The organism is Marinomonas rhizomae, from assembly GCF_024397855.1.
GTDB lineage: Bacteria > Pseudomonadota > Gammaproteobacteria > Pseudomonadales > Marinomonadaceae > Marinomonas > Marinomonas rhizomae_A.
In genome coordinates this window covers 1,575,693-1,596,377 of the sequence record NZ_CP073343.1, presented here as the reverse complement: position 1 = coordinate 1,596,377, position 20,685 = coordinate 1,575,693, and the positions used below count along the sequence as shown (strand labels likewise).

Here is a 20,685-nt window from a genome sequence, read left to right as displayed (position 1 = left end):
TAAACATACTATCTTATTAGGTGCAACAAAAAATGTGCTACCATCTTTAAAAATTTTGTTAGGACATTGTTAGAGGAAAACTGGATGCAAAAAGTTGAGCGCCCTAAAACACTAAAGGAAAATGCGCTGGAATCATTAAGGGGAGCCATCACTAGCAACCTATTGAAGCCTGGAGATAGGCTTGTAGAAAGAACCTTATGTGAAAGCATGGGGGTTAGCCGGACCATCGTCAGAGAATGCATTCGCCATCTTGAAAGCGAAAGGCTCGTTGTTGGCATTCCCAATGCGGGGTTTATCGTTGCTTCCATTAGTAATGCGGAAGTCAAAGAAATTTATGAAATTCGAACCTTACTTGAGTGTTCAGCCGTAAAAGCCTGTAGCCAAAAAGCCACTCCAGAAATCATTGAAAAGCTCTATCTACTTCATGACGATATTGCGAACTACCTGCTTAATGATGATGTAAAAACAGGACTAAAAATGACTAAGGATTTCTATGAACTCATTTTTAAGACCGCTGAAAAGCATGTTTCATGGGATCTGGTTGAACAACTAAACTCTCGCATTTCAAGGTTAAGAGCTCTTACCCTCAGCTCAACGGGTCGCAAAACATCTGGCCCTAAAGACCTATTTGATATCGTCAAAGCGATGGAAGAAAAAGATGCGGAAAAAGCGGGTGAGATTTGTACCCGCCACTTACAAGAAGCCTACGACATTGCCATGCAAACTGAACAAGGAAACAAGCTATGAATAAAGAGTTATTTGAACTAGGAATTAGCAAGCGCAAAGCGACACTAGGCGCTGAATATGTTGAAAACAACCTATCAAAAGCCGATGCTTTTAACCTTCCATTTCAAGAAGCCATGACCGAGTGGTGCTGGGGCTTTGGCTGGGGAGATGAAACCATTGAAGCAAAGACCCGTTCAATGATGAATCTAACCATGATTGCCGCATTAGGAAAAATGGAAGAATGGGAACTTCACCTAAAAGGCGCCATTAATAATGGCGTCAGTGTAGAAGAAATCCGCGCCATTATTCATGCAATTGCCATTTATTGCGGTGTACCACAAGGTGTTGAATGCTTCCGAATTGCTCGTGTCGTATTGACCGAAAAAGGCTTACTCTAATCAAATAAAAATAAGGCTATTGAGAATGAAAGGATACTGGGTTGCATTTGTAACAGTCGAAGACAAAGAAAAATATCAAGATTATTTGGCACTTGCCCCTGAAGCGCTGAAAAAATATGGTGCAAGGCTACTATCAAGAGGTGAAGATCTGACTGTCATCGAAGGCTTTGACAGATCACCAGATAGAGCCGTAGTCTTTGAGTTTGATAGCTATGATACGGCTCTTCAATGTTATCGATCTCCAGAATACCAAGCTGCCCGTGAACATCGTATCGATTGTTCACAAGCGAATATACTCATACTTAAAGGTCTTGCGTAACGGCACAGATTTAGAACACATCATGACACCACCCAGCATACTACATAATTGCTTGGCGGTGTCGTCTAGCCCCCCCCGCCCTATCTACAGCGGCTAACAGTATTATTCGAGCAATCAAGTGAGCCATTGGAATATAAAACACTTTATTCCTTAACGAACGGATGTAATCTGCTCATCCAGTTTATCAATAATATAAGCACCAATAGGAAAAGCACTGGTAGCTGCTGGAGAAGGTGCATTACATACATGTAAGGTTCGAGTACTTTGTGCAAATAAAAAATCGTGCACTAAGCTGCCATCTTTCATCACTGCCTGAGCTCGTATTCCCGCTGGGTATTCTTGTAAATCATCCAATGAAACAAGACCACAGTATTTCTGTACTTGTGCTAAATAGCCCGGTTTATACCAAGAGTTTTTAGTCTCAATGAGCCCTGTTTTCCAATGACTTTTTAGCAGCTTCCAAAAACCGGGAAAACGGACCATATCAAACACGTCTCGAAGATTTATGTTAATTTTACCATAACCCTCTCGCTTCCATCCTTGCACGGCATTGGGACCTACCGTCACAGACCCATCAATCATACGAGTCAAATGAACCCCTAAAAATGGTAAGTCAGGATCAGGGATAGGATAAATAAGGTGATTTACAATCTGATTGTGTTTTGTTGGCAAGCGATAGTATTCACCACGAAATGGAATAATCTGAAAGTCAGTTGGTATATTAAGCATCTTAGTCAGCCGATCGGCCATCAAACCACTGCAGCTGACCAAATAGGATGTATTCACAACATCATTATTCAATGTGATCGCCACACGTTCGCGGGTTTCATCAAGACCAACCACCTCGGTACCTAAACGTAGCTCTCCCCCCTTACCAACAAAAAGTTCGGCAAGCTTCTGACAAATCTCTCGGTAGCTCACGATTCCAGTAGAAGGTACGTAAAGCGCAGCAAGGCCTTTTATATTCGGCTCACGCTCTTTAAGCTGTGTTTGATCTAGCCTATGTACTTCTAAGTTATTTTCTTGACAGCGTAAGTACAGAGCTTCCATACGCTCTTGCTCAGCAATATTTGTTGCGACCAGTAGTTTGCCACATTCATCGAACTTGATATTGTATTGAAGGCAGAAAGCTTTAGTGGCTTTCGCACCTCGCTGGCAAAAATCTGCTTTAAGGCTGCCCGGCGCGTAATAGACGCCCGCATGTATTACACCAGAATTGTGGCCCGTTTGGTGCAAGCCTACCTCAGATTCCTTCTCGATGAGCAAGATACGATATTTAGGATAACGCTGAAGCAACTGCCACGCAGTAGAAAGCCCAACAATGCCGGCACCAATCACAACAATGTCATAAATTGAAATTTTTGGCGCTTCACTCATTATCTTTATTCCTTTTTTATTATTGATTAAAAACACAACTCAATACTAATACGCTAGTGAAAAGAAGGGTAAAAACAGAAGTACTTTAATCTAAATCAAACTTCTTTAAGAAGCCTAGCTTATCAGTACGATAAAACTCGATGCATCGCTGACAAACACACACAACACCTTTTTGCTTTACTGGAATAAGCACCATCATGTCTTCAGGGACTATGACATTAAAACACCAACAAGTCTGGCTTTCATCAAGCTCGCAACCATTATCATTCAAACAAAAAGGACACCGCATTTTCTCACCCATTTATATATCAATAGCGCAAAAAAAATCCCTGCCGAAGCAGGGATTTTATAATCAGTCACACTTTAAAATACTCGCTTACCAGCCAGTGATTTCTTTAAGTGCAGTACCGATATCCGCTAGAGAGCGAACAGTCTTAACACCAGCGTCTTGTAGTGCTGCGAATTTCTCGTCAGCTGTACCTTTACCGCCAGAAATGATCGCGCCAGCGTGACCCATACGTTTACCAGCAGGTGCAGTTACACCAGCAATGTAAGATACAACAGGCTTAGTTACGTTTGCTTTGATGTAAGCAGCCGCTTCTTCTTCAGCAGTACCACCAATTTCACCGATCATCACGATCGCTTCAGTTTGTGGATCGTTTTGGAACATTTCCAATACGTCGATGAAGTTAGTACCTGGGATTGGATCACCACCGATACCTACGCAAGTAGATTGACCGAAGCCAGCATCAGTAGTTTGCTTAACAGCTTCATAAGTCAAGGTACCAGAACGAGATACGATGCCTACTTTACCTGGCATATGAATGTGACCTGGCATGATACCAATCTTACATTCGCCTGGTGTGATAACACCTGGGCAGTTAGGGCCGATTAGACGTACACCTAGCTCGTCACATTTAACCTTACAGTCAAGCATGTCAAGAGTTGGAACGCCTTCAGTGATACAAACGATTAGTTTGATACCAGCATTAGCCGCTTCAAGGATAGAGTCTTTGCAGAAAGGAGCCGGAACGTAGATAACAGATGCTTCTGCACCAGTTTGTTCAACGGCTTCTTTAACAGTGTTAAAAACAGGTAGACCTAGGTGAGTTTGACCACCTTTACCAGGAGTAACACCACCGACCATTTTCGTTCCGTAAGCAATCGCTTGCTCAGAATGGAACGTACCTTGTCCGCCAGTGAAACCCTGACAGATTACTTTAGTATCTTTATTAATTAAAACAGACATTATTATTTGCCCTCCGCAGCTTTAACAACTTGTTCAGCTGCGTCTTTTAGACTTGTTGCAGCGATGATGTCTAGACCAGAGTTTGCTAGAACTTCACGGCCTTTCTCTGCGTTAGTACCTTCAAGACGAACAACAACAGGCACATCTACACCTACTTGTTCTACAGCACCAATAATACCTTCAGCGATCATATCGCAACGAACGATACCACCAAAGATGTTAACCAATACGGCTTTAACATTGCTGTCAGAAAGGATGATTTTGAATGCTTCAGCAACACGCTCTTTCGTCGCACCGCCGCCTACATCTAGGAAGTTAGCAGGTTTGCCGCCATGTAGGTTAACGATATCCATTGTGCCCATTGCTAGGCCGGCACCGTTCACCATGCAGCCAACGTTACCGTCTAGAGCTACATAGTTAAGTTCCCATTTAGCAGCATGTGCTTCACGCTCATCTTCTTGAGATGGATCGTGGAACTCTTGCATTTTCTTCTGACGGTAAACAGCATTGCTGTCGATACCGATTTTGCCATCTAGACAGTGAAGGTTACCTTCGTCTGTGATAACAAGAGGGTTGATTTCAAGAAGTGCGAAATCGTAGTCGTGGAACATTTGAGACAAACCAAGGAAAACTTTAGTGAATTGCTTGATTTGAGTTGGGTTAAGGCCCAATTTAAATGCCAATTCACGAGCTTGGTAAGGCTGAGCACCCACTAGAGGATCGATGATCGCTTTGTGGATTAGCTCTGGAGTTTCTTCAGCCACTTTCTCAATTTCAACACCGCCTTCTGTAGACGCCATGAAAACAACACGACGAGTAGAACGGTCAACAACGGCACCTAGGTACAATTCGTTCGCAATGTCAGTGCATGATTCAACAAGAATCTTAGCAACAGGCTGACCATTTGCATCTGTTTGATAAGTAACTAGGTTTTTGCCCAACCAGTTTTGTGTAAAAGCTGCAACTTCTTCATAAGAATCAACAAGTTTTACACCGCCCGCTTTACCGCGACCACCAGCGTGAACCTGAGCTTTAACAACCCACTTATCACCACCAATTTTTTTCGCTGCTTCAACTGCCGCTTCAGGCGTGTCTACTGCGTACCCTGTAGATACTGGCAGGCCGTATTCAGCAAAAAGCTGTTTAGCCTGATATTCATGTAAGTTCATTTGATTCTTCCGCTCATCTGAATGGTTGACATAAGCTCTGCCCGTTAAGACAGAAATTGCCGGCTCGAAGCCGGCAAATCTAATTTATTAACGCTTTTTACGGTTTGCGATATGGATCGCGTGGTTATCTACCGCTAGCGCCGCTTCATGTACTGCTTCACTTACTGTTGGGTGAGCAAAGACAGTCAAAGCAATATCTTCTGCTGTAGAACCGAATTCCATTGCAATAACCGCTTGTGCGATCAAATCAGCCGCATGACCACCAATAATATGGCAACCTAAAATACGGTCAGTTTCTTCACAAGCAATGATCTTAACGAAACCATCAGTGTCATTCGCCGCCATTGCACGACCAGACGCTGCAAATGGGAATTTACCCACTTTAAACTTAACACCTTCTGCTTTTAGCTCTTGCTCATTTTTACCAACCCAAGCTAGTTCTGGGTGAGTATAAATAACGGAAGGAATGCAGTCATAATTCATTTGTGCTTTATGGCCAGCAATAATATCTGCAACCATCACACCTTCTTCTGACGCTTTATGAGCCAACATTGGACCACGAACGATATCACCAATAGCGAAAACGCCTGGTACAGAAGTACGGCACTGCTCGTCAACAAAGACAAAACCACGCTCATCTAGCTTCACGCCAGAATCTTCAGAGAAACAACCTTGAGTGAATGGCTTACGACCAACAGCAACAATCAATTTGTCGAATGTTTGCTTTTGCTCTTCACCCTTTGCATCAAGGTATGTAACTTCAACTTCTTCACCATTGATTTGGCTACCAGTTACACGAGCACCAAGACGAATATCTAGATCCTGTTTTTTGAAGATTTTAGCCGCTTCTTTCGCAAGATCTTGATCACAAAGGCTTAAGAAAGAATCTTGAGCCTCAAGAACAACAACCTCAGAACCTAGACGAGCCCATACAGAACCAAGCTCTAGACCGATAACACCAGCACCGATAACGCCAAGTCGTTTTGGTACTACGCGGAAATCAAGTGCACCTTCGTTATCAACGATGATATCACCAGTGCGTGGCGCAGGTGGAATGTTAACTGGCACAGAACCTGTCGCTAGGATTACGTTTTCAGTTTCAATAACAGTCACAGTGCCGTCATGTGCAGTAAATTCTACTTTTTTATTCGCTAGAACTTTACCGAAACCTTCAAAGCTAGTTACGCCATTTGCTTTGAACAAACCAGTGATACCACCAGTCAATTGATCTACGATTTTATCTTTACGATCAACCATAGTATCAACGTTCATAGCAACGTCTTTCATGCTAATACCGTGCACACCAAAAGTGTCTTTTGCATCATGGTATTTTTGAGAAGAGTCTAGCAATGCTTTAGAAGGAATACAGCCAACGTTCAAACAAGTACCGCCAAGGCGAGGCTTGTTGTCTTTGTCTAACCATTTTTCGATACAGGCTGTTTTCAAACCTAACTGAGCAGCTCGGATAGCGGCTACGTAACCGCCAGGTCCGCCACCAATTACAACAACATCAAATTTATCAGACATAAGAGGTCCCATTATTCAGTCAAACTGAGCAGCACATACAGTGCCACCCAGTATTCAATTCATACAAAATAGTTGGTACGAATACTTAGATTTCAAGCAAAAGACGCGCTGGGTCTTCAAGCAAATCTTTGATTGTTACCAAAAATTGTACGGCTTCTTTGCCGTCAATCATACGGTGGTCATAAGACAAGGCCAAATACATCATTGGCTGAATTACAACTTGACCATTAACAGCCATTGGGCGCTCTTGGATTTTGTGCATACCCAAGATACCTGTTTGTGGTGGATTGATAATTGGCGTAGATAGCAAAGAACCGAAAGTACCACCATTAGTAATAGTGAATGTACCGCCCTGCATGTCATCCATACCTAATTTGCCATCACGGCCACGAAGTGCGAAATCCATGATTGCAGACTCGATATCCGCTAGACCCATTGCTTCAGTGTTACGAAGAACAGGAACCATCAAACCACGATCAGTAGAAACAGCAACACCGATATCTTGGTAGCCATGGTAAACCATATCATTACCATCGATTGATGCGTTTACTGCTGGGAAGCGCTTAAGTGCTTCAGTTGCCGCTTTCACGAAGAAAGACATGAAACCAAGCTTAGTACCGTTATGAGCTTTGATAAACTCATCTTTGTATTTCTTACGAAGCTCCATGATTGGACCCATGTTAACTTCGTTGTAAGTCGTCAGTAGAGCTGCTGTCTGCTGAGCTTCTACCAAGCGCTTAGCAATGGTCGCGCGAAGACGAGTCATTGGAACACGTTTTTCAACGCGACCATCTGCACCTAACGCAGCCATTGGCGCTGCAGCAGCCTTAGGAGCTGGTGAAGAAGCGGCTTTAGCAGGAGCAGCAGCTGGAGCAGATGATTTTGCTTTAACAGCCGCATCGACGTCTTCCTTAGTGATGCGACCACCTTTGCCTGTTCCCTTAACTTGAGAAACAGTTAGGCCAGCTTCAGAAAGCGCTTTGCGAGCAGCAGGGCCTGCAACACCGTCTTCATCACCTTCTGTAGCGGAAATAGACTCAGCTTGTGCAGGTGCTGCTTCTGAACCAGAAGCACCAACCAAGAAGTTAGCTAGAACCTCATCACTAAGAACGGTATCGCCTTCGTTTTTCAAGATTTCGCCAATCACACCATCAGCTGGTGCAACCACTTCTAGAACCACTTTATCTGTTTCGATATCGACAATATGATCATCACGAGTACAGGCTTCACCTGGCTGTTTGTACCAAGTAGCAACCGTACCATCGGCAACTGATTCTGGGAAACTTGGCGTTTTAATCTGAACCGTCTCTTTTGAAGAAGCCGCAGCTGGTGCTGCAGACTTTTCAGCTGGAGCATCCGCTTTTTCAGCAGGCGCTTCAGAAGCCGAAGCTCCAGATTCAAAAATCGCCAATACTTCGTCACTTAATACAGTGTCGCCTTCACCTTTTAGGATTTCTTTCAACACACCATCAGCAGGAGCAACAACTTCCAAGACAACTTTATCAGTCTCGATGTCTACAATATGCTCATCACGTGCACAGGCTTCGCCTGGCTGTTTGTACCAAGTAGCAACGGTGCCGTCTGCTACAGATTCTGGAAAAGTAGGTGCTTTAATTTCAATGCTCATTTTATACCCTTATCTCTTTGACAGGCTATGGTACTAACCAACTAATGCGTCGTTGACCAGCGCTTCTTGTTCTTCAACATGGATAGACATGTAACCAGCCGCTGGTGCAGCAGACGAAATTCGACCTGCAAAGCGGATTTTTAATTCAGGATACAGTTTTTCCAATACTCGATTCATACGGTGACGATTGGCATGCCAAGCACCTTGGTTTTTCGGCTCTTCTTGACACCATACCAAGCTCTCAACATTTTTGTACTGTTCTAACTCAGACTCTAAATCTGCGTATGGGAACGGATACAATTGCTCAACACGTATTACAGCAACATCATCTTTTTGCAGTTCTTCACGACGGTTAATTAAGTCGAAATAAACCTTACCGCTACACAGGACAATACGTTTTACTTTATCCGCAGTGACAGTTTCAGATGATTCCGGCAGTACCGTTTTGAAACTTCCTTCCGCCAACTCTTCTAGTGTCGAAATCGCCTGCTTATGACGTAGCAAACTCTTCGGAGACATGATGATAAGCGGACGACGCATAGGACGAATCGCTTGACGACGAATAATATGGAAAATTTGTGACGGTGTTGTTGGCACACAAACCTGAATATTATATTCAGCACAAAGCTGCAAGAAGCGCTCTAGTCGTGCTGATGAATGCTCAGGTCCCTGACCTTCATAACCGTGCGGCAACAGCATGGTCAAACCACATAGGCGACCCCACTTGTGCTCACCACTGGTGATAAATTGGTCAATTACAACTTGCGCACCGTTAGCAAAGTCACCAAACTGCGCTTCCCAAATAACTAAACCTTTCGGTGAAGTACTTGCATAACCATATTCAAAAGCCAATACCGCTTCTTCTGAAAGATAAGAGTCGTACAGATCCAACGTAGGCTGATCTTCAGACAAATGTTTCAGCGGAATATAAGTACTACCATCTTTTTGGCTATGAATGACCGCATGACGATGTGAGAAAGTACCACGACCAGAATCCTGACCTGTAATACGAATCGGGTAATCCTGCTCAAGCAAGGTAGCAAACGCCAATGTTTCTGCGTAACCCCAGTTTAGAGGTAGAGCACCTGCTGTCATCTTGTCGCGATCTTGGTAAATCTTCTGAACTTGGCGCTGAATCACAACACCATCAGGAACAGTCGTTAGTTTGCGAGCGACTTCCTGCAATTTAGCCAATGGATATGTGGTATCACCAGCATCAGTCCATTCAACACCAAGATAAGGTTTCCAGTCGACAAATGAACCAGTTTGAGATTCAAGAACAAGACTCTTCGCAACATGACGAGCATTATCCAAATCTTCACGGTTTTCGCTGACCATCTGATCTGATTTTTCTTGGGTAACGACAGATTCAGCAATCAAACGCTCAGAGTAAAGAGTACGAGTCGTCTTCAAATTGCTAATAACGCTGTACATCAGTGGCTGAGTACCAGAAGGCTCATCCGTTTCGTTATGACCACGACGACGGTAACAAACCATGTCAATCACAACATCACGGCCGAATTCATAACGGTAATCCAATGCTAGCTGAGTAACAAACAATACCGCTTCTGGATCATCGCCATTAACGTGAAAGATAGGCGCTTGAATGATTTTAGCAACATCAGTCGCATATTCAGTAGAGCGTGAATCTTCTTGACGATTGGTAGTAAAACCAACTTGGTTGTTGATAACAATATGTACGGTACCGCCAGTACGATAAGCGCGAGTTTGGGACATCTGGAATGTCTCCATAACCACACCTTGACCAGCAAAAGCCGCATCACCGTGAATCGAAATCGGAACAACCGTTTTACCTGCTGTATCTTTACGGCGATCTTGGCGAGCACGCACGGAACCTTCAACAACAGGAGAAACAATTTCCAAATGCGATGGGTTAAAAGAAAGAGCAATATGAACTTCCCCACCCGCCGTCATCACATTAGAAGAGAAACCTTGGTGGTACTTAACGTCGCCCGAAGTATTAACAAGCTTCTTACCTTCAAACTCATCAAACAAGTCCTTCGGGTTTTTACCTAGCGTATTAACTAGTACGTTTAGACGACCACGGTGAGCCATACCGATCACAACTTCTTTCGCACCGAGTGCGCCAGAACGTTGAATCAACTCATTCACCATAGGAATTAAGCTTTCGCCACCTTCAAGGCCGAAACGTTTTGCGCCTGGGTAACGGCTAGCAAGATACTTTTCCAAACCTTCTGCTGCGGTTAAACGCTCAAGTAGGTTTTCACGAGTTTCTTGTGAGTATTCTGGACGAGAGCGAACAGACTCTACACGCTGTTGAAGCCACGCTTTTTCTTGCGTATCAACAATGTGCATAAATTCATAACCAATGCTACCGCAATAGGTTTTTTCAAGCTCAGATACAATCTCACTTAATTTCAAAGACTCTTTATTAAAGAACAAAGAACCTACATTGAATGAGGTATCTAAGTCTGCACCTGTTAATTGGTGATAACCAATATCTAGGTCAGCTACTTTTTCTCGTTTTTGTAATCCAAGTGGATCAAGTGTCGCATGTTGATGCCCACGTACGCGGTAAGCATTAATCAACTGCAAAACATTAATTTGTTTTTGCTCATGTGCAGAACTAGCTACCACACCCGTAGAAACAGGCATTGAACGGAACTTATTCTTGCCGATTTGCAAAAACTGTTCTTGAATCACTGAATGAGGAAGATCAGTTGATTGCGCTTCACTTACGCGAGGCAATTGATCAAAACATTTACGCCATTCTTCCGACACAGAGTTCGGATCGACGAGGTAGCTTTCAAACAACCCTTCAACATATTCCAAGTTTCCACCTGAAAAATGAGAGGTGCTCCACAGCAACTCCATTAAACTTTCGTGCATTCTCGATCACCCTTATGTTCGAGCCAGCTACCGGGGTCCCGGTATCAATCTATATTAAGATCGATCATTTTATCAGGCCCGTAAGGCTATTAAAGCCTCGATTTTTTGTTTATTTCCAGCTACTTTCGCCCTTTTACGTTCAATACTAAACCACTAAGAAAGCTTCATTTTAATAAAACAAAACCCTCTGAATCCTTAATCACTAAGTTAGTGGTTTTTCTTTGTACATCCCTGCTCGTAAAGATCGAATTTTAAATTCTTTTCGTTGCATTCTCTATATTAGAATATGCAAAAATGGCGGCATTGAATCAACATTCAAGCCGCCTACTTTCGGTGATCACATCAACATACCACAATGGATCACTCGGAGCATTATTAGGTCGCTCTCTGCAAAAGCATAGTACGAATATTACCAATTGCCTTAGTAGGATTTAACCCTTTCGGACAAACGTTTACACAGTTCATGATACCGTGGCAACGGAAGACACTGAATGGATCATCTAAATCGCTAAGGCGTTCTTGGGTTGCCGTATCACGACTATCTGCCAAGAAACGATAAGCTTGCAACAAACCAGATGGGCCAACAAACTTATCTGGATTCCACCAGAAAGAAGGACAAGCTGTTGAACAACAAGCACACAAGATACATTCGTAAAGACCATCAAGCTTTTCACGCTCTTCAGGGCTTTGCAAGCGTTCAATTGCTGGTGCAGGCGCATCATTAATCAAGAATGGGCGAATCTTCTCATACTGTTTATAAAATTGCCCCATATCAACAACAAGATCACGAACCACTGGCAAACCAGGAAGTGGACGCAGCACCAACTTACCTTTTTTAACTGCTTCTGAAACTGGCGTAATGCAAGCCAAGCCGTTTTTGCCTGACATATTCATACCATCAGAACCACATACACCTTCACGGCATGAGCGGCGGTAAGAAATACTAGGGTCTTGAGCCTTCAACAAGTTTAAAACATCAAGCACCATTAGGTCTTTACCTGCTGGCAAATCAATCTCGTAATCCTGCATATAAGGAGCGTCGTCCTTCTCAGGATTGTAGCGATAAATACTAACTAACATTGACACAACTCCTTAGTATGAACGAATTTTAGGTGGGAAAGCTTCCATAGTTTTTGGCGCAAAGTTTACATCACGCTTAGTCACTTTCTTATCTGCTGGATGGAACAAAGAGTGCTTCAACCAGTTTTCATCGTCACGTTCAGTAAAGTCATTACGCGCATGCGCACCGCGGCTTTCCTTACGGAATTCAGCAGGAATAGCAGTCGCTTCAGCAACTTCCAATAGGTTTTCCAACTCAAGAGCCTCAATACGTGCAGTATTAAAAGCTTGACTCTTATCTTCAAGGTGCAAGTTTTCAACACGTGTACGAATTTCTTGAAGTTGAGCCAAACCTTTTTGCATTGCCTCACCATCACGGAACACACCGAAATAAAGCTGCATCACACGCTGAAGGTCGGCACGGACAGCAGCCACACTTTCACCACCAGTCGAGTTATTTAAACGATTCAAGCGAACCAATGCTTTCTCAACATTAGTATCGTCTGCGTCTAAAGATTCAAAACCTTCATCCAAAGATTTTTTAACTTGAATACCAACAGCACGCCCAAATACAACCAAATCAAGTAGCGAGTTGCCACCAAGGCGATTTGCACCGTGTACAGACACACAAGCCGCTTCACCACAAGCGTAAAGACCATCAATAATGATATCTTCGCCCGCTTCGTTAATTTTAATAGCTTGACCGCCGATGTTGGTTGGAATACCACCCATCATGTAGTGACAAGTAGGGATAACTGGAATAGGTTCTTTAACTGGATCAACGTGAGCAAAAGTACGTGAAAGCTCAAGAATACCAGGAAGACGTTTATTCAAGGTTTCTTCACCCAAATGATCCAATTTTAGCAACACGTGATCGCCATCAGGGCCACATCCACGGCCTTCCAAAATTTCTAGGACCATTGAGCGGGCAACAACGTCACGACCTGCAAGATCTTTCGCATTTGGAGCATAACGCTCCATGAAACGCTCGCCGTCTTTATTAATTAGGTAACCACCTTCACCACGACAACCTTCCGTTACAAGCGTACCAGCACCGTAGATACCTGTTGGGTGAAATTGCCACATTTCCATATCTTGCATTGGGAAACCAGCACGCAATGCCATACCTACGCCATCACCTGTATTGATGTGAGCATTGGTAGTTGATTGGTAAATACGACCAGCACCGCCTGTTGCGATAACTGTTGCCTTAGCTTTAAGGTAAACGGTTTCACCATCTTCGATACAGATTGCAATAACACCGACAACCGCACCTTCGCTGTTTTTCACAAGATCTGTTGCATACCATTCATTCAAGAATGTCGTGCCGCCTTTAAGGTTACCCTGATACAGCGTATGAAGTAGAGCGTGACCTGTACGGTCAGCAGCAGCACAAGTACGCGCAGCCTGACCGCCTTTACCGAAGTCTTTAGACTGTCCACCGAATGGACGTTGGTAAATACGACCTTGCTCTGTACGAGAGAATGGTAACCCCATGTGCTCAAGTTCAAAAACAGCTTGAGGACCTACAGAACACATGTACTCAATAGCGTCTTGGTCACCAATATAATCAGACCCTTTTACGGTGTCATACATGTGCCAGCGCCAATCATCATTCGGGTCATCACTTGCTATTGCACAGGTAATACCACCTTGTGCAGACACTGTATGTGAACGCGTCGGAAATACTTTCGTAACACATGCGGTATTTAAACCAGACTCAGTTAACTGAAGCGCTGCACGCATACCTGCGCCACCGCCACCGATAACAATGGCATCAAAAGAAATAGTACGAATATTTGCCATTACTTAAAGCCCCCAAAGAACCTGAACACCCCATACGATGTAAATAAACATTACAAGACCGCATAGAGATTGAAAGAAGAAACGAGCACCAGTTGCTTTTATATAGTCAGTAGAAATGGACCACAAACCGATCCAAGAGTGCATACCAATAGACAAAAGCACCATTAAGCTGAAGATGCGCATCCAAGTAGCTTCAAATAAAGCACTCCACTGATCGTATGTAAGATCAGGATTTAGAAGCAAATAACCGATAATAAAGATTGTGTATAAAGACAACACAACAGCAGAAACACGCTGCATCATCCAGTCGTATAAACCCGAACGACCAAAACTTGTGATTTGAGTTACCATATCCAAACTCCTGCTAACACGATTAGAACAACTGCAATGACTATGTTTGCGATTGCAGCACTGCGTCCGCTTTCCAATTCTTCAAAGTACCCCATATCCATAAACAAGTGTTTAACACCTGCCACGAAGTGATACATCAATGCAGAAACTACACCCCAGATAACAAATTGAACAAGGAAGTTAGTTTGTAATGCATTAACTACCTGATCAAATCCTTCCTGGGACTCTAGTGAAAGATCAAACGCGTAAAACAAGAAGGCCAATCCTACAAAAAGGATAACTCCTGTTATACGGTGAAGAATTGACACGATTGCTGTGACTGGTTGAGATATGGTTAACATATCAAGGTTGACTGGTCTCTTTTTATTCACGACTTTTACACCATTTTATCGATTGAATGGTCAATCACGACCCAATGTCTATACGCGGTTACATAAACCCTAAAAAAGAGTAAGGTAACAACGTCATAGGCCTACTTTGAAAATCTCATCGATTTGCAAACAAATGTTTAAAAGCGACTTTCTTTTATCCACTAGCATCAACAAATCAATGAAATCGTCTGAGGCGCAATTATAGACCACCCCAAAATATTAAGACAAATAGACTGAACAAGAGGTTTTTAATGGTCGCCATTCATCAAATGAATGTAACCATAAGCCGAAACAATAATGGTACAAAATTACAATATTTTGACACTAGAGAAAACAAATAAAACCTTTATTTTTCAATTGTATAAGTCGGTTTTATTAAAAATTTGACTTTATTCAATATTACGTTTCTGTCAGATAATTACAAGATAACCTAGCATTATGTAAATAGGGTGAAAGTGAACAAGATTGACTTTTATAGCCTAGAGACAGTATTTTTTGCGCACCTTCTGAGCCAGTTAGTGTCAAACATACAACTAATTAGCTCCGAACCGGAATACGAAGGAGACCATAAATGGCTGATAAAAAAGCGACACTCAAAGTGGATGGGATCGATAAAACTATCGAACTTCCTGTTCTTTCAGGTACTTTAGGCACTGATGTTATAGACGTTCGAGGCTTAGGTGCCAACGGTGCATTCACATACGATCCAGGGTTTATGTCTACCGGCTCTTGTGAGTCCTCTATTACCTTTATAGATGGCGACGCAGGAATCCTTTTGCATCGTGGTTACCCAATAGCTCAACTTGCTGAGCATTCAGACTACCTAGAAACATGCTATTTGTTACTTTACGGGGAACTTCCTAGTAAAACAGAAAAAGAAGACTTTGAAAAAATGGTTGGTAAGCACACCATGGTCAACCAATCCATGCATAAGTTCATTGAAGGCTTCCGAAACGACGCCCACCCAATGGCAATCATGTGTGGTCTAGTTGGTGCACTTTCTGCTTTCTACCAAGATCACATGGATATCAATAATCCTAAGCATCGTGAGATTGCCGCATTCCGTCTAATTTCTAAAATGCCAACATTGGCGGCAATCTGCTACAAGTATTCAAAAGATCAGCCTGTTATGTACCCTCGTAACGACCTATCTTATGCCGAAAACTTTTTGTACATGATGTTTGCCACACCATGTGAAGACTATGTCGTAAACCCAGTTTTCGCAAAAGCCATGGATCGTATTTTTATTCTCCATGCAGATCATGAACAGAATGCATCAACTTCTACAGTGCGTTTAGCCGGTTCATCTGGCGCAAACCCATTCGCTTGTATTGCAGCAGGTATTGCAACACTTTGGGGGCCTGCTCATGGTGGCGCCAACGAAGCTGTGTTGACTATGCTTGAAGAGATCGGTGATGTTGAAAACATCGATGAATACATCGCGAAAGCAAAAGACAAAAATGACCCATTCCGACTAATGGGCTTTGGTCATCGTGTTTATAAGAACTTTGATCCACGCGCCAAAGTAATGCGCGAAACTTGCGACCAAGTATTGGAAGAACTAGGCCAGTCTAATGACCCATTACTAAAAATTGCAAAACGTCTTGAGCAAATTGCCCTAGAAGACCCTTACTTCGTTGAGCGTAAACTTTACCCTAACGTGGACTTCTACTCTGGCATCATCATGAAAGCAATTGGCATCCCAACCAGTATGTTTACGGTGATTTTTGCTATGTCCCGCACTATCGGCTGGATCTCTCACTGGAATGAGATGATCAGTGGACCATACAAAATTGGTCGTCCTCGCCAGCTGTATGTAGGTAAGCCAGAGCGCGATTACCCAACTAAAAAGTAATACATTGAAATAATGCATTACAAAAAAACGCGCCTAAGGGCGCGTTTTTATTGGTTAAAACTTATTCAAATAAAAGCTAAGCGCTACTCTTCATCCTCTTCGACTATTTCAGTTACAGTCGAATTACCACACTTAACGCAATCACCTTCTATCCACACCCTATCCTTACCCTCAAACTCCTTAGGGTTAATCATGCCTAAATCCACTTCCATGCAGTGATTACACCAAGTTTGCGCCAAGAAATCGCTTTGCTCCTCCACTGGACGAGCAAAAAAATCTCGCTCTATAACTTTTTCATCCAATAGATCTGTCATTTAATTTACTCCACTATATTGGTAAGACGTAACACGGTTTGCATCTGGGTCCAAAGCATTTAACGGCGCATTAATCAGCAATCGGCTTAGGGATATACTGTTAAATAATTTCTGTTTATCACCATCAATCTCAATAGAAAACTCTACTTTATTACCAACAACTCGAACCAACATAACGTCGCGAACGACACCGATACTTTCAAAATAAGACTGAACTTTATTCATAATACTGTAATTGGTTACGCCCACCACTTGCACATTAACCTTACTGGCAGAACTATTGTTACGCACCGAAGCGTAACGAGAAGAAAATACTTTTGCCAAATCAGAGCTAGCCTGATCAATTAAGTCGTTAAGATTTTCACCTCGCAAAACAAATCGCTCTGTTTCACCATTTTTCAGTAGTACTAACAAGTTACCACTCACCTGCCCTGCGTAAGTACTAACCCTTAAAGCGGCAACAGAGTCAGTCTGATAACGTTTACTAGCGTTTAGTATGCTGTCTTCAAAGAACCCCCACACATCGGATGCTGCAAGACTTCGTTTATCAACCTCATCAAGCAGAGGCGCATAAACGGGCACACCAATTTCGCCGGCTGATTGAGCTAATAAGTTCAGTGCTTCAGAAGGCGCTTTTGAGCCAGATAAAGACCTAACACCATTATTTTCGTCCACTAACCAAACTAAGACCGAAGGTCGATTATCCCCCCAAACAGGCAGATTATTTTGTGATAAAAAACCATCAATTGATGCTTGATAAAAGGTCACCTTTACCTGTTTACCAGGAACCAATCCATCATCAGAAGGTAGCAACTCACTAAGTGAAGCCACAGAGTGCTGCGCAACCCAAGTTGGTGCCTTCTTCTTAGCTTGCTCTAAAAGCTCACCTGTAATGGCATTTTTATCACCAGAGACTTTAACCAACACATTTTCAGCAGCCAAACCAAATGCTTCATTTAGCATCTGCGCCTCAGATTGTGTTACTGGCAATTTAATTTCAGCACTATAAAGTCCCTGAATAGGGACGGCATTGGCTGACGAAATACAAAAAACACTAATTAGTAGTAAAAATATACGAGAATTCATAACCCTTCCTTCGTTTATTTGCCTATTCTACTGTCTTAATTGCAAAGAACCATAGCCCTAATGCGCCACTATGCTAAAATGCCTTTTTTTTCCTCGTACCATGATAAGGCATAGGCAATGACCAAGTCGGATAAACCATCCATTAGCTATAAAGACGCAGGCGTTGATATCAACGCTGGCAATCAACTTGTTGAACGTATTAAAGGCGTAAGCAAAAAAACTCGTCGCCCTGAAGTAATGGGTGGTCTGGGTGGATTTGGTGCTTTGACACGCCTTCCAACAAAATACAAAAACCCTATTCTTGTTTCTGGCACCGATGGTGTTGGCACTAAGCTTCGTCTAGCGATGGACCTTAACCAGCATGACACCATTGGTATCGACCTAGTTGCAATGTGCGTTAACGATCTAGTAGTAGCCGGTGCTGAGCCACTATTATTCCTAGATTACTATGCAACAGGCAAGCTAGACGTTGACGTTGCTGCAAACGTAGTAACTGGTATTGGCGAAGGCTGTCTACAAGCAGGCTGCGCGCTTGTTGGTGGTGAAACAGCTGAAATGCCGGGTATGTACCATGACGGTGATTACGACCTAGCAGGCTTCTGTGTGGGCGTTGTTGAAGAAGAAAGCATCATTGACGGCAGCAATGTAAAAGCTGGCGACAAATTGATTGCTTTGGGTTCTTCAGGTCCTCACTCAAACGGCTATTCACTTATTCGTAAGATTCTTGAAGTCAGCAAAGCAGACCTAAATCAAGATATCGATGGCGTACCATTAAAAGACGCTCTTATGGAGCCAACTCGCATTTACGTGAAGTCTATCCTCAAGTTGATGGAATCCATTTCTGTAAACGCACTAGCTCATATTACTGGCGGCGGCTTACTTGAAAATATTCCTCGTGTTCTTCCTGAAGACGCTGCAGCTCGTATCGATGCAGCCAGCTGGAAACGCCCTGCTGTGTTCGATTGGCTGCAAGAACAAGGAAATGTTGAGCAAGAAGAAATGTACCGTGTTCTAAACTGTGGTGTCGGCATGGTACTGTCTATCGATGCAGAAAAAGCAGACGAAGCACTTGCTATTCTAAAAGCTGAAGGCGAAAACGCTTGGATCATTGGTGACATCTGTCCTCGTAACAGCGGAAAAGATGTTTTAATTTCTGATCTAGAGACGCAGGCATGAGTTTTCCTATCGTTGTCTTAATTTCTGGCAGCGGCAGCAACTTGCAAGCTTTGATTGATCAAAGCTTGCAAGGACTACTTAATATCAAGATCTGTGCTGTTATTAGTAACAAAGCAGAAGCTTATGGCCTAGAAAGAGCTAAAGCGGTGGGTATACCAACGCACACTCTTAACCATAAGTCATTTGATAGCCGAGAAGAATTCGATGCTGAGCTACAAGCACTTATCGATCAATACCAACCAAAGTTGGTCGTTCTTGCTGGATTCATGCGTATTTTAACTGAAACTTTTGCGAAACATTTTGAAGGTAGAATGCTAAACATTCACCCCTCTTTGCTTCCAAAATACAAAGGTTTGAACACACATCAGCGCGCAATTGATGCCAACGAAAAAGAGCATGGGGTTTCGGTACATTTCGTTAGCCCTGAACTGGATGCTGGTGCCGTTATCCTTCAAGCAAGCACGGAAATCGCACATACAGAAACAGCAGAAACTTTAGCTAGTAAAGTTCACTCTTTAGAACATATTATCTATCCATTGGCTGTAAAATGGTTCAGTGAAGAAAGATTAACATTCCATGACGGAACGGCTTTTTTTGATAACAATGTCCTCCCTGAAAGCGGCATTCTTTATAACAAAGCTCTAACATGATGTAGGAGAAAGTATGAGAACTCGTAAAACCCCAATGTTTTTAATGGCCATTTTTATGAGTATCCCCATACTTTCTCTTTCCTCAATGAAGGTAAACGCCACCGAAACCACATCTCAAAAAACCTTCCTCAAACCTTATTCCGCTGTTTACAGTACCATCTGGAAAAAAGGCATTAGTCTAAAAGTAGAAGGCAAACAAACCTTATCCCAAAAATCAGACAATTTGTGGCAATTTGTATTTACCGCAGACAGCATGATTGCTTCACTTAATGAGTCATCCATTTTTTACGTTGAAGACCACCAAATCATTCCAACAAAATACGAATACCAAAGTTCAGCACTAGGAAAAAAGAGAAGCGCGATACTCACGTTTGATTGGGAAAACCACCTTGTCCAAAATGATGTCAAAGACAAACCTTGGAACCTTTCAATCAACCCAAAAACATTAGACAAACTGTCTATCCAACTGCAAGTTAGACAAGATCTAAAAATGGGTAAAAATGACTTCGATTATCAGATCGCAGACGGCGGCTATATTAAAAACTGGCGTTTCAAACGCGATAAAATGGAAACAATCAACACCAAACTTGGTCGAGTTTCTGCGATTAAAATTATCCGAACCGACAATCTAGAAAAAGGCAAAAAGACATCATTTTGGTTTGCACCAAAATTTGACTACTTATTGGTCAAGTTAGAGCACAAAGAAGATGGCGAATCTTATCACTTAGACATTGAATCGATGAGCCAATCCTAA

General features: G+C 42.8%; 20 protein-coding genes. 7 read left to right on the top strand and 13 right to left on the bottom strand.

Annotated features, from left to right (window positions below):
- Nucleotides 1-84 precede the first annotated feature (84 nt).
- Genes KDW99_RS07400 through KDW99_RS07390 form a run of 3 tightly spaced genes read left to right on the top strand, consistent with a single transcriptional unit; the run spans nt 85 to nt 1,443 of the window.
- Nucleotides 85-747, top strand: a complete 663-nt coding sequence (locus KDW99_RS07400; RefSeq protein ID WP_255828659.1) for a GntR family transcriptional regulator — start codon at nt 85-87, stop codon at nt 745-747.
- Nucleotides 744-1,124 carry a carboxymuconolactone decarboxylase family protein gene (locus KDW99_RS07395; RefSeq protein WP_255828658.1) on the top strand — a complete coding sequence of 127 codons (381 nt, stop codon included), beginning with the start codon at nt 744-746 and terminating at the stop codon, nt 1,122-1,124. The genes KDW99_RS07400 and KDW99_RS07395 overlap by 4 nt, the downstream gene beginning before the upstream one ends.
- Nucleotides 1,125-1,149: 25 nt before the next feature.
- A complete protein-coding gene (locus tag KDW99_RS07390; RefSeq protein ID WP_255828657.1) occupies nt 1,150-1,443 on the top strand; it encodes a DUF1330 domain-containing protein in 294 nt (97 codons plus the stop codon).
- Between the two features lie 150 nt (nt 1,444-1,593).
- On the opposite strand, the gene lhgO is transcribed toward KDW99_RS07390, so the two are convergent.
- The 11 genes from lhgO to sdhC all read right to left on the bottom strand — a co-directional run bounded on the left by lhgO (nt 1,594) and on the right by sdhC (nt 14,850).
- Entirely contained in the window at nt 1,594-2,820 is a 1,227-nt protein-coding gene (gene lhgO / locus KDW99_RS07385) for an L-2-hydroxyglutarate oxidase (RefSeq protein WP_255828656.1), read from the bottom strand.
- 85 nt (nt 2,821-2,905) lie between these two features.
- Nucleotides 2,906-3,109, bottom strand: coding sequence for a cysteine-rich CWC family protein (locus KDW99_RS07380; protein ID WP_255828655.1), 204 nt, complete (start codon nt 3,107-3,109; stop codon nt 2,906-2,908).
- Nucleotides 3,110-3,196: 87 nt separating this feature from the next.
- Complete coding sequence (gene sucD, locus KDW99_RS07375; RefSeq protein WP_212915727.1) at nt 3,197-4,069, bottom strand: succinate--CoA ligase subunit alpha; 873 nt, start codon at nt 4,067-4,069, stop codon at nt 3,197-3,199.
- A gap of 2 nt (nt 4,070-4,071) precedes the next feature.
- A complete protein-coding gene (gene sucC / locus KDW99_RS07370) occupies nt 4,072-5,238 on the bottom strand; it encodes an ADP-forming succinate--CoA ligase subunit beta (RefSeq protein WP_255828654.1) in 1,167 nt (388 codons plus the stop codon).
- 87 nt (nt 5,239-5,325) lie between these two features.
- The gene (gene lpdA / locus KDW99_RS07365; protein WP_255828653.1) at nt 5,326-6,765 is read right to left on the bottom strand and encodes a dihydrolipoyl dehydrogenase; all 1,440 of its coding nucleotides are present in this window, start codon (nt 6,763-6,765) and stop codon (nt 5,326-5,328) included.
- Between the two features lie 85 nt (nt 6,766-6,850).
- Entirely contained in the window at nt 6,851-8,392 is a 1,542-nt protein-coding gene (gene odhB, locus KDW99_RS07360; protein WP_255828652.1) for a 2-oxoglutarate dehydrogenase complex dihydrolipoyllysine-residue succinyltransferase, read from the bottom strand.
- A 33-nt stretch (nt 8,393-8,425) separates the two neighbouring features.
- Nucleotides 8,426-11,263, bottom strand: coding sequence for a 2-oxoglutarate dehydrogenase E1 component (locus KDW99_RS07355; RefSeq protein ID WP_255828651.1), 2,838 nt, complete (start codon nt 11,261-11,263; stop codon nt 8,426-8,428).
- Between the two features lie 375 nt (nt 11,264-11,638).
- Nucleotides 11,639-12,343, bottom strand: coding sequence for a succinate dehydrogenase iron-sulfur subunit (locus KDW99_RS07350; protein WP_255828650.1), 705 nt, complete (start codon nt 12,341-12,343; stop codon nt 11,639-11,641).
- 12 nt (nt 12,344-12,355) lie between these two features.
- A complete protein-coding gene (gene sdhA / locus KDW99_RS07345) occupies nt 12,356-14,128 on the bottom strand; it encodes a succinate dehydrogenase flavoprotein subunit (protein WP_255828649.1) in 1,773 nt (590 codons plus the stop codon).
- Between the two features lie 3 nt (nt 14,129-14,131).
- Complete coding sequence (sdhD, locus tag KDW99_RS07340) at nt 14,132-14,479, bottom strand: succinate dehydrogenase, hydrophobic membrane anchor protein (RefSeq protein WP_255828648.1); 348 nt, start codon at nt 14,477-14,479, stop codon at nt 14,132-14,134.
- Complete coding sequence (gene sdhC / locus KDW99_RS07335) at nt 14,473-14,850, bottom strand: succinate dehydrogenase, cytochrome b556 subunit (protein ID WP_255828647.1); 378 nt, start codon at nt 14,848-14,850, stop codon at nt 14,473-14,475. Before sdhC ends, sdhD begins: the two co-directional genes overlap by 7 nt.
- Before the next feature lie 571 nt (nt 14,851-15,421).
- Here sdhC and gltA point away from each other — a divergent pair.
- On the top strand, nt 15,422-16,705 hold the full coding sequence (gltA, locus tag KDW99_RS07330; protein WP_255828646.1) for a citrate synthase: 1,284 nt from the start codon (nt 15,422-15,424) through the stop codon (nt 16,703-16,705).
- An 83-nt stretch (nt 16,706-16,788) separates the two neighbouring features.
- Here gltA and KDW99_RS07325 read toward each other — a convergent pair whose 3' ends face one another.
- Nucleotides 16,789-17,019, bottom strand: coding sequence for a hypothetical protein (locus KDW99_RS07325; protein WP_255828645.1), 231 nt, complete (start codon nt 17,017-17,019; stop codon nt 16,789-16,791).
- A complete protein-coding gene (locus tag KDW99_RS07320; RefSeq protein WP_255828644.1) occupies nt 17,020-18,105 on the bottom strand; it encodes a DUF2066 domain-containing protein in 1,086 nt (361 codons plus the stop codon). It lies immediately after the preceding gene.
- Nucleotides 18,106-18,222: 117 nt separating this feature from the next.
- Here KDW99_RS07320 and purM point away from each other — a divergent pair, with 117 nt between their 5' ends.
- From purM to KDW99_RS07305, 3 genes are read left to right on the top strand one after another with little or no spacing between them, the layout of a single operon-like run.
- Nucleotides 18,223-19,281, top strand: coding sequence for a phosphoribosylformylglycinamidine cyclo-ligase (gene purM / locus KDW99_RS07315; protein ID WP_255828643.1), 1,059 nt, complete (start codon nt 18,223-18,225; stop codon nt 19,279-19,281).
- Nucleotides 19,278-19,931: a phosphoribosylglycinamide formyltransferase gene (purN, locus tag KDW99_RS07310; protein ID WP_255828642.1), complete on the top strand. Its 654-nt coding sequence runs from the start codon at nt 19,278-19,280 to the stop codon at nt 19,929-19,931. The genes purM and purN overlap by 4 nt, the downstream gene beginning before the upstream one ends.
- A 13-nt stretch (nt 19,932-19,944) precedes the next feature.
- Nucleotides 19,945-20,685, top strand: a complete 741-nt coding sequence (locus KDW99_RS07305) for a DUF3108 domain-containing protein (RefSeq protein ID WP_255828641.1) — start codon at nt 19,945-19,947, stop codon at nt 20,683-20,685.

Excerpts from the sequence above, each read along its gene's own strand:
- KDW99_RS07400 (WP_255828659.1), top strand. The coding sequence starts at position 85 with ATGCAAAAAGTTGAGCGCCCTAAAACACTAAAGGAAAATGCGCTGGAA.
- KDW99_RS07395 (WP_255828658.1), top strand. The coding sequence starts at position 744 with ATGAATAAAGAGTTATTTGAACTAGGAATTAGCAAGCGCAAAGCGACA.
- KDW99_RS07390 (WP_255828657.1), top strand. The coding sequence starts at position 1,150 with ATGAAAGGATACTGGGTTGCATTTGTAACAGTCGAAGACAAAGAAAAA.
- lhgO (WP_255828656.1), bottom strand. The coding sequence starts at position 2,820 with ATGAGTGAAGCGCCAAAAATTTCAATTTATGACATTGTTGTGATTGGT.
- KDW99_RS07380 (WP_255828655.1), bottom strand. The coding sequence starts at position 3,109 with ATGCGGTGTCCTTTTTGTTTGAATGATAATGGTTGCGAGCTTGATGAA.
- sucD (WP_212915727.1), bottom strand. The coding sequence starts at position 4,069 with ATGTCTGTTTTAATTAATAAAGATACTAAAGTAATCTGTCAGGGTTTC.
- sucC (WP_255828654.1), bottom strand. The coding sequence starts at position 5,238 with ATGAACTTACATGAATATCAGGCTAAACAGCTTTTTGCTGAATACGGC.
- lpdA (WP_255828653.1), bottom strand. The coding sequence starts at position 6,765 with ATGTCTGATAAATTTGATGTTGTTGTAATTGGTGGCGGACCTGGCGGT.
- odhB (WP_255828652.1), bottom strand. The coding sequence starts at position 8,392 with ATGAGCATTGAAATTAAAGCACCTACTTTTCCAGAATCTGTAGCAGAC.
- KDW99_RS07355 (WP_255828651.1), bottom strand. The coding sequence starts at position 11,263 with ATGCACGAAAGTTTAATGGAGTTGCTGTGGAGCACCTCTCATTTTTCA.
- KDW99_RS07350 (WP_255828650.1), bottom strand. The coding sequence starts at position 12,343 with ATGTTAGTTAGTATTTATCGCTACAATCCTGAGAAGGACGACGCTCCT.
- sdhA (WP_255828649.1), bottom strand. The coding sequence starts at position 14,128 with ATGGCAAATATTCGTACTATTTCTTTTGATGCCATTGTTATCGGTGGC.
- sdhD (WP_255828648.1), bottom strand. The coding sequence starts at position 14,479 with ATGGTAACTCAAATCACAAGTTTTGGTCGTTCGGGTTTATACGACTGG.
- gltA (WP_255828646.1), top strand. The coding sequence starts at position 15,422 with ATGGCTGATAAAAAAGCGACACTCAAAGTGGATGGGATCGATAAAACT.
- KDW99_RS07325 (WP_255828645.1), bottom strand. The coding sequence starts at position 17,019 with ATGACAGATCTATTGGATGAAAAAGTTATAGAGCGAGATTTTTTTGCT.
- KDW99_RS07320 (WP_255828644.1), bottom strand. The coding sequence starts at position 18,105 with ATGAATTCTCGTATATTTTTACTACTAATTAGTGTTTTTTGTATTTCG.
- purM (WP_255828643.1), top strand. The coding sequence starts at position 18,223 with ATGACCAAGTCGGATAAACCATCCATTAGCTATAAAGACGCAGGCGTT.
- purN (WP_255828642.1), top strand. The coding sequence starts at position 19,278 with ATGAGTTTTCCTATCGTTGTCTTAATTTCTGGCAGCGGCAGCAACTTG.
- KDW99_RS07305 (WP_255828641.1), top strand. The coding sequence starts at position 19,945 with ATGAGAACTCGTAAAACCCCAATGTTTTTAATGGCCATTTTTATGAGT.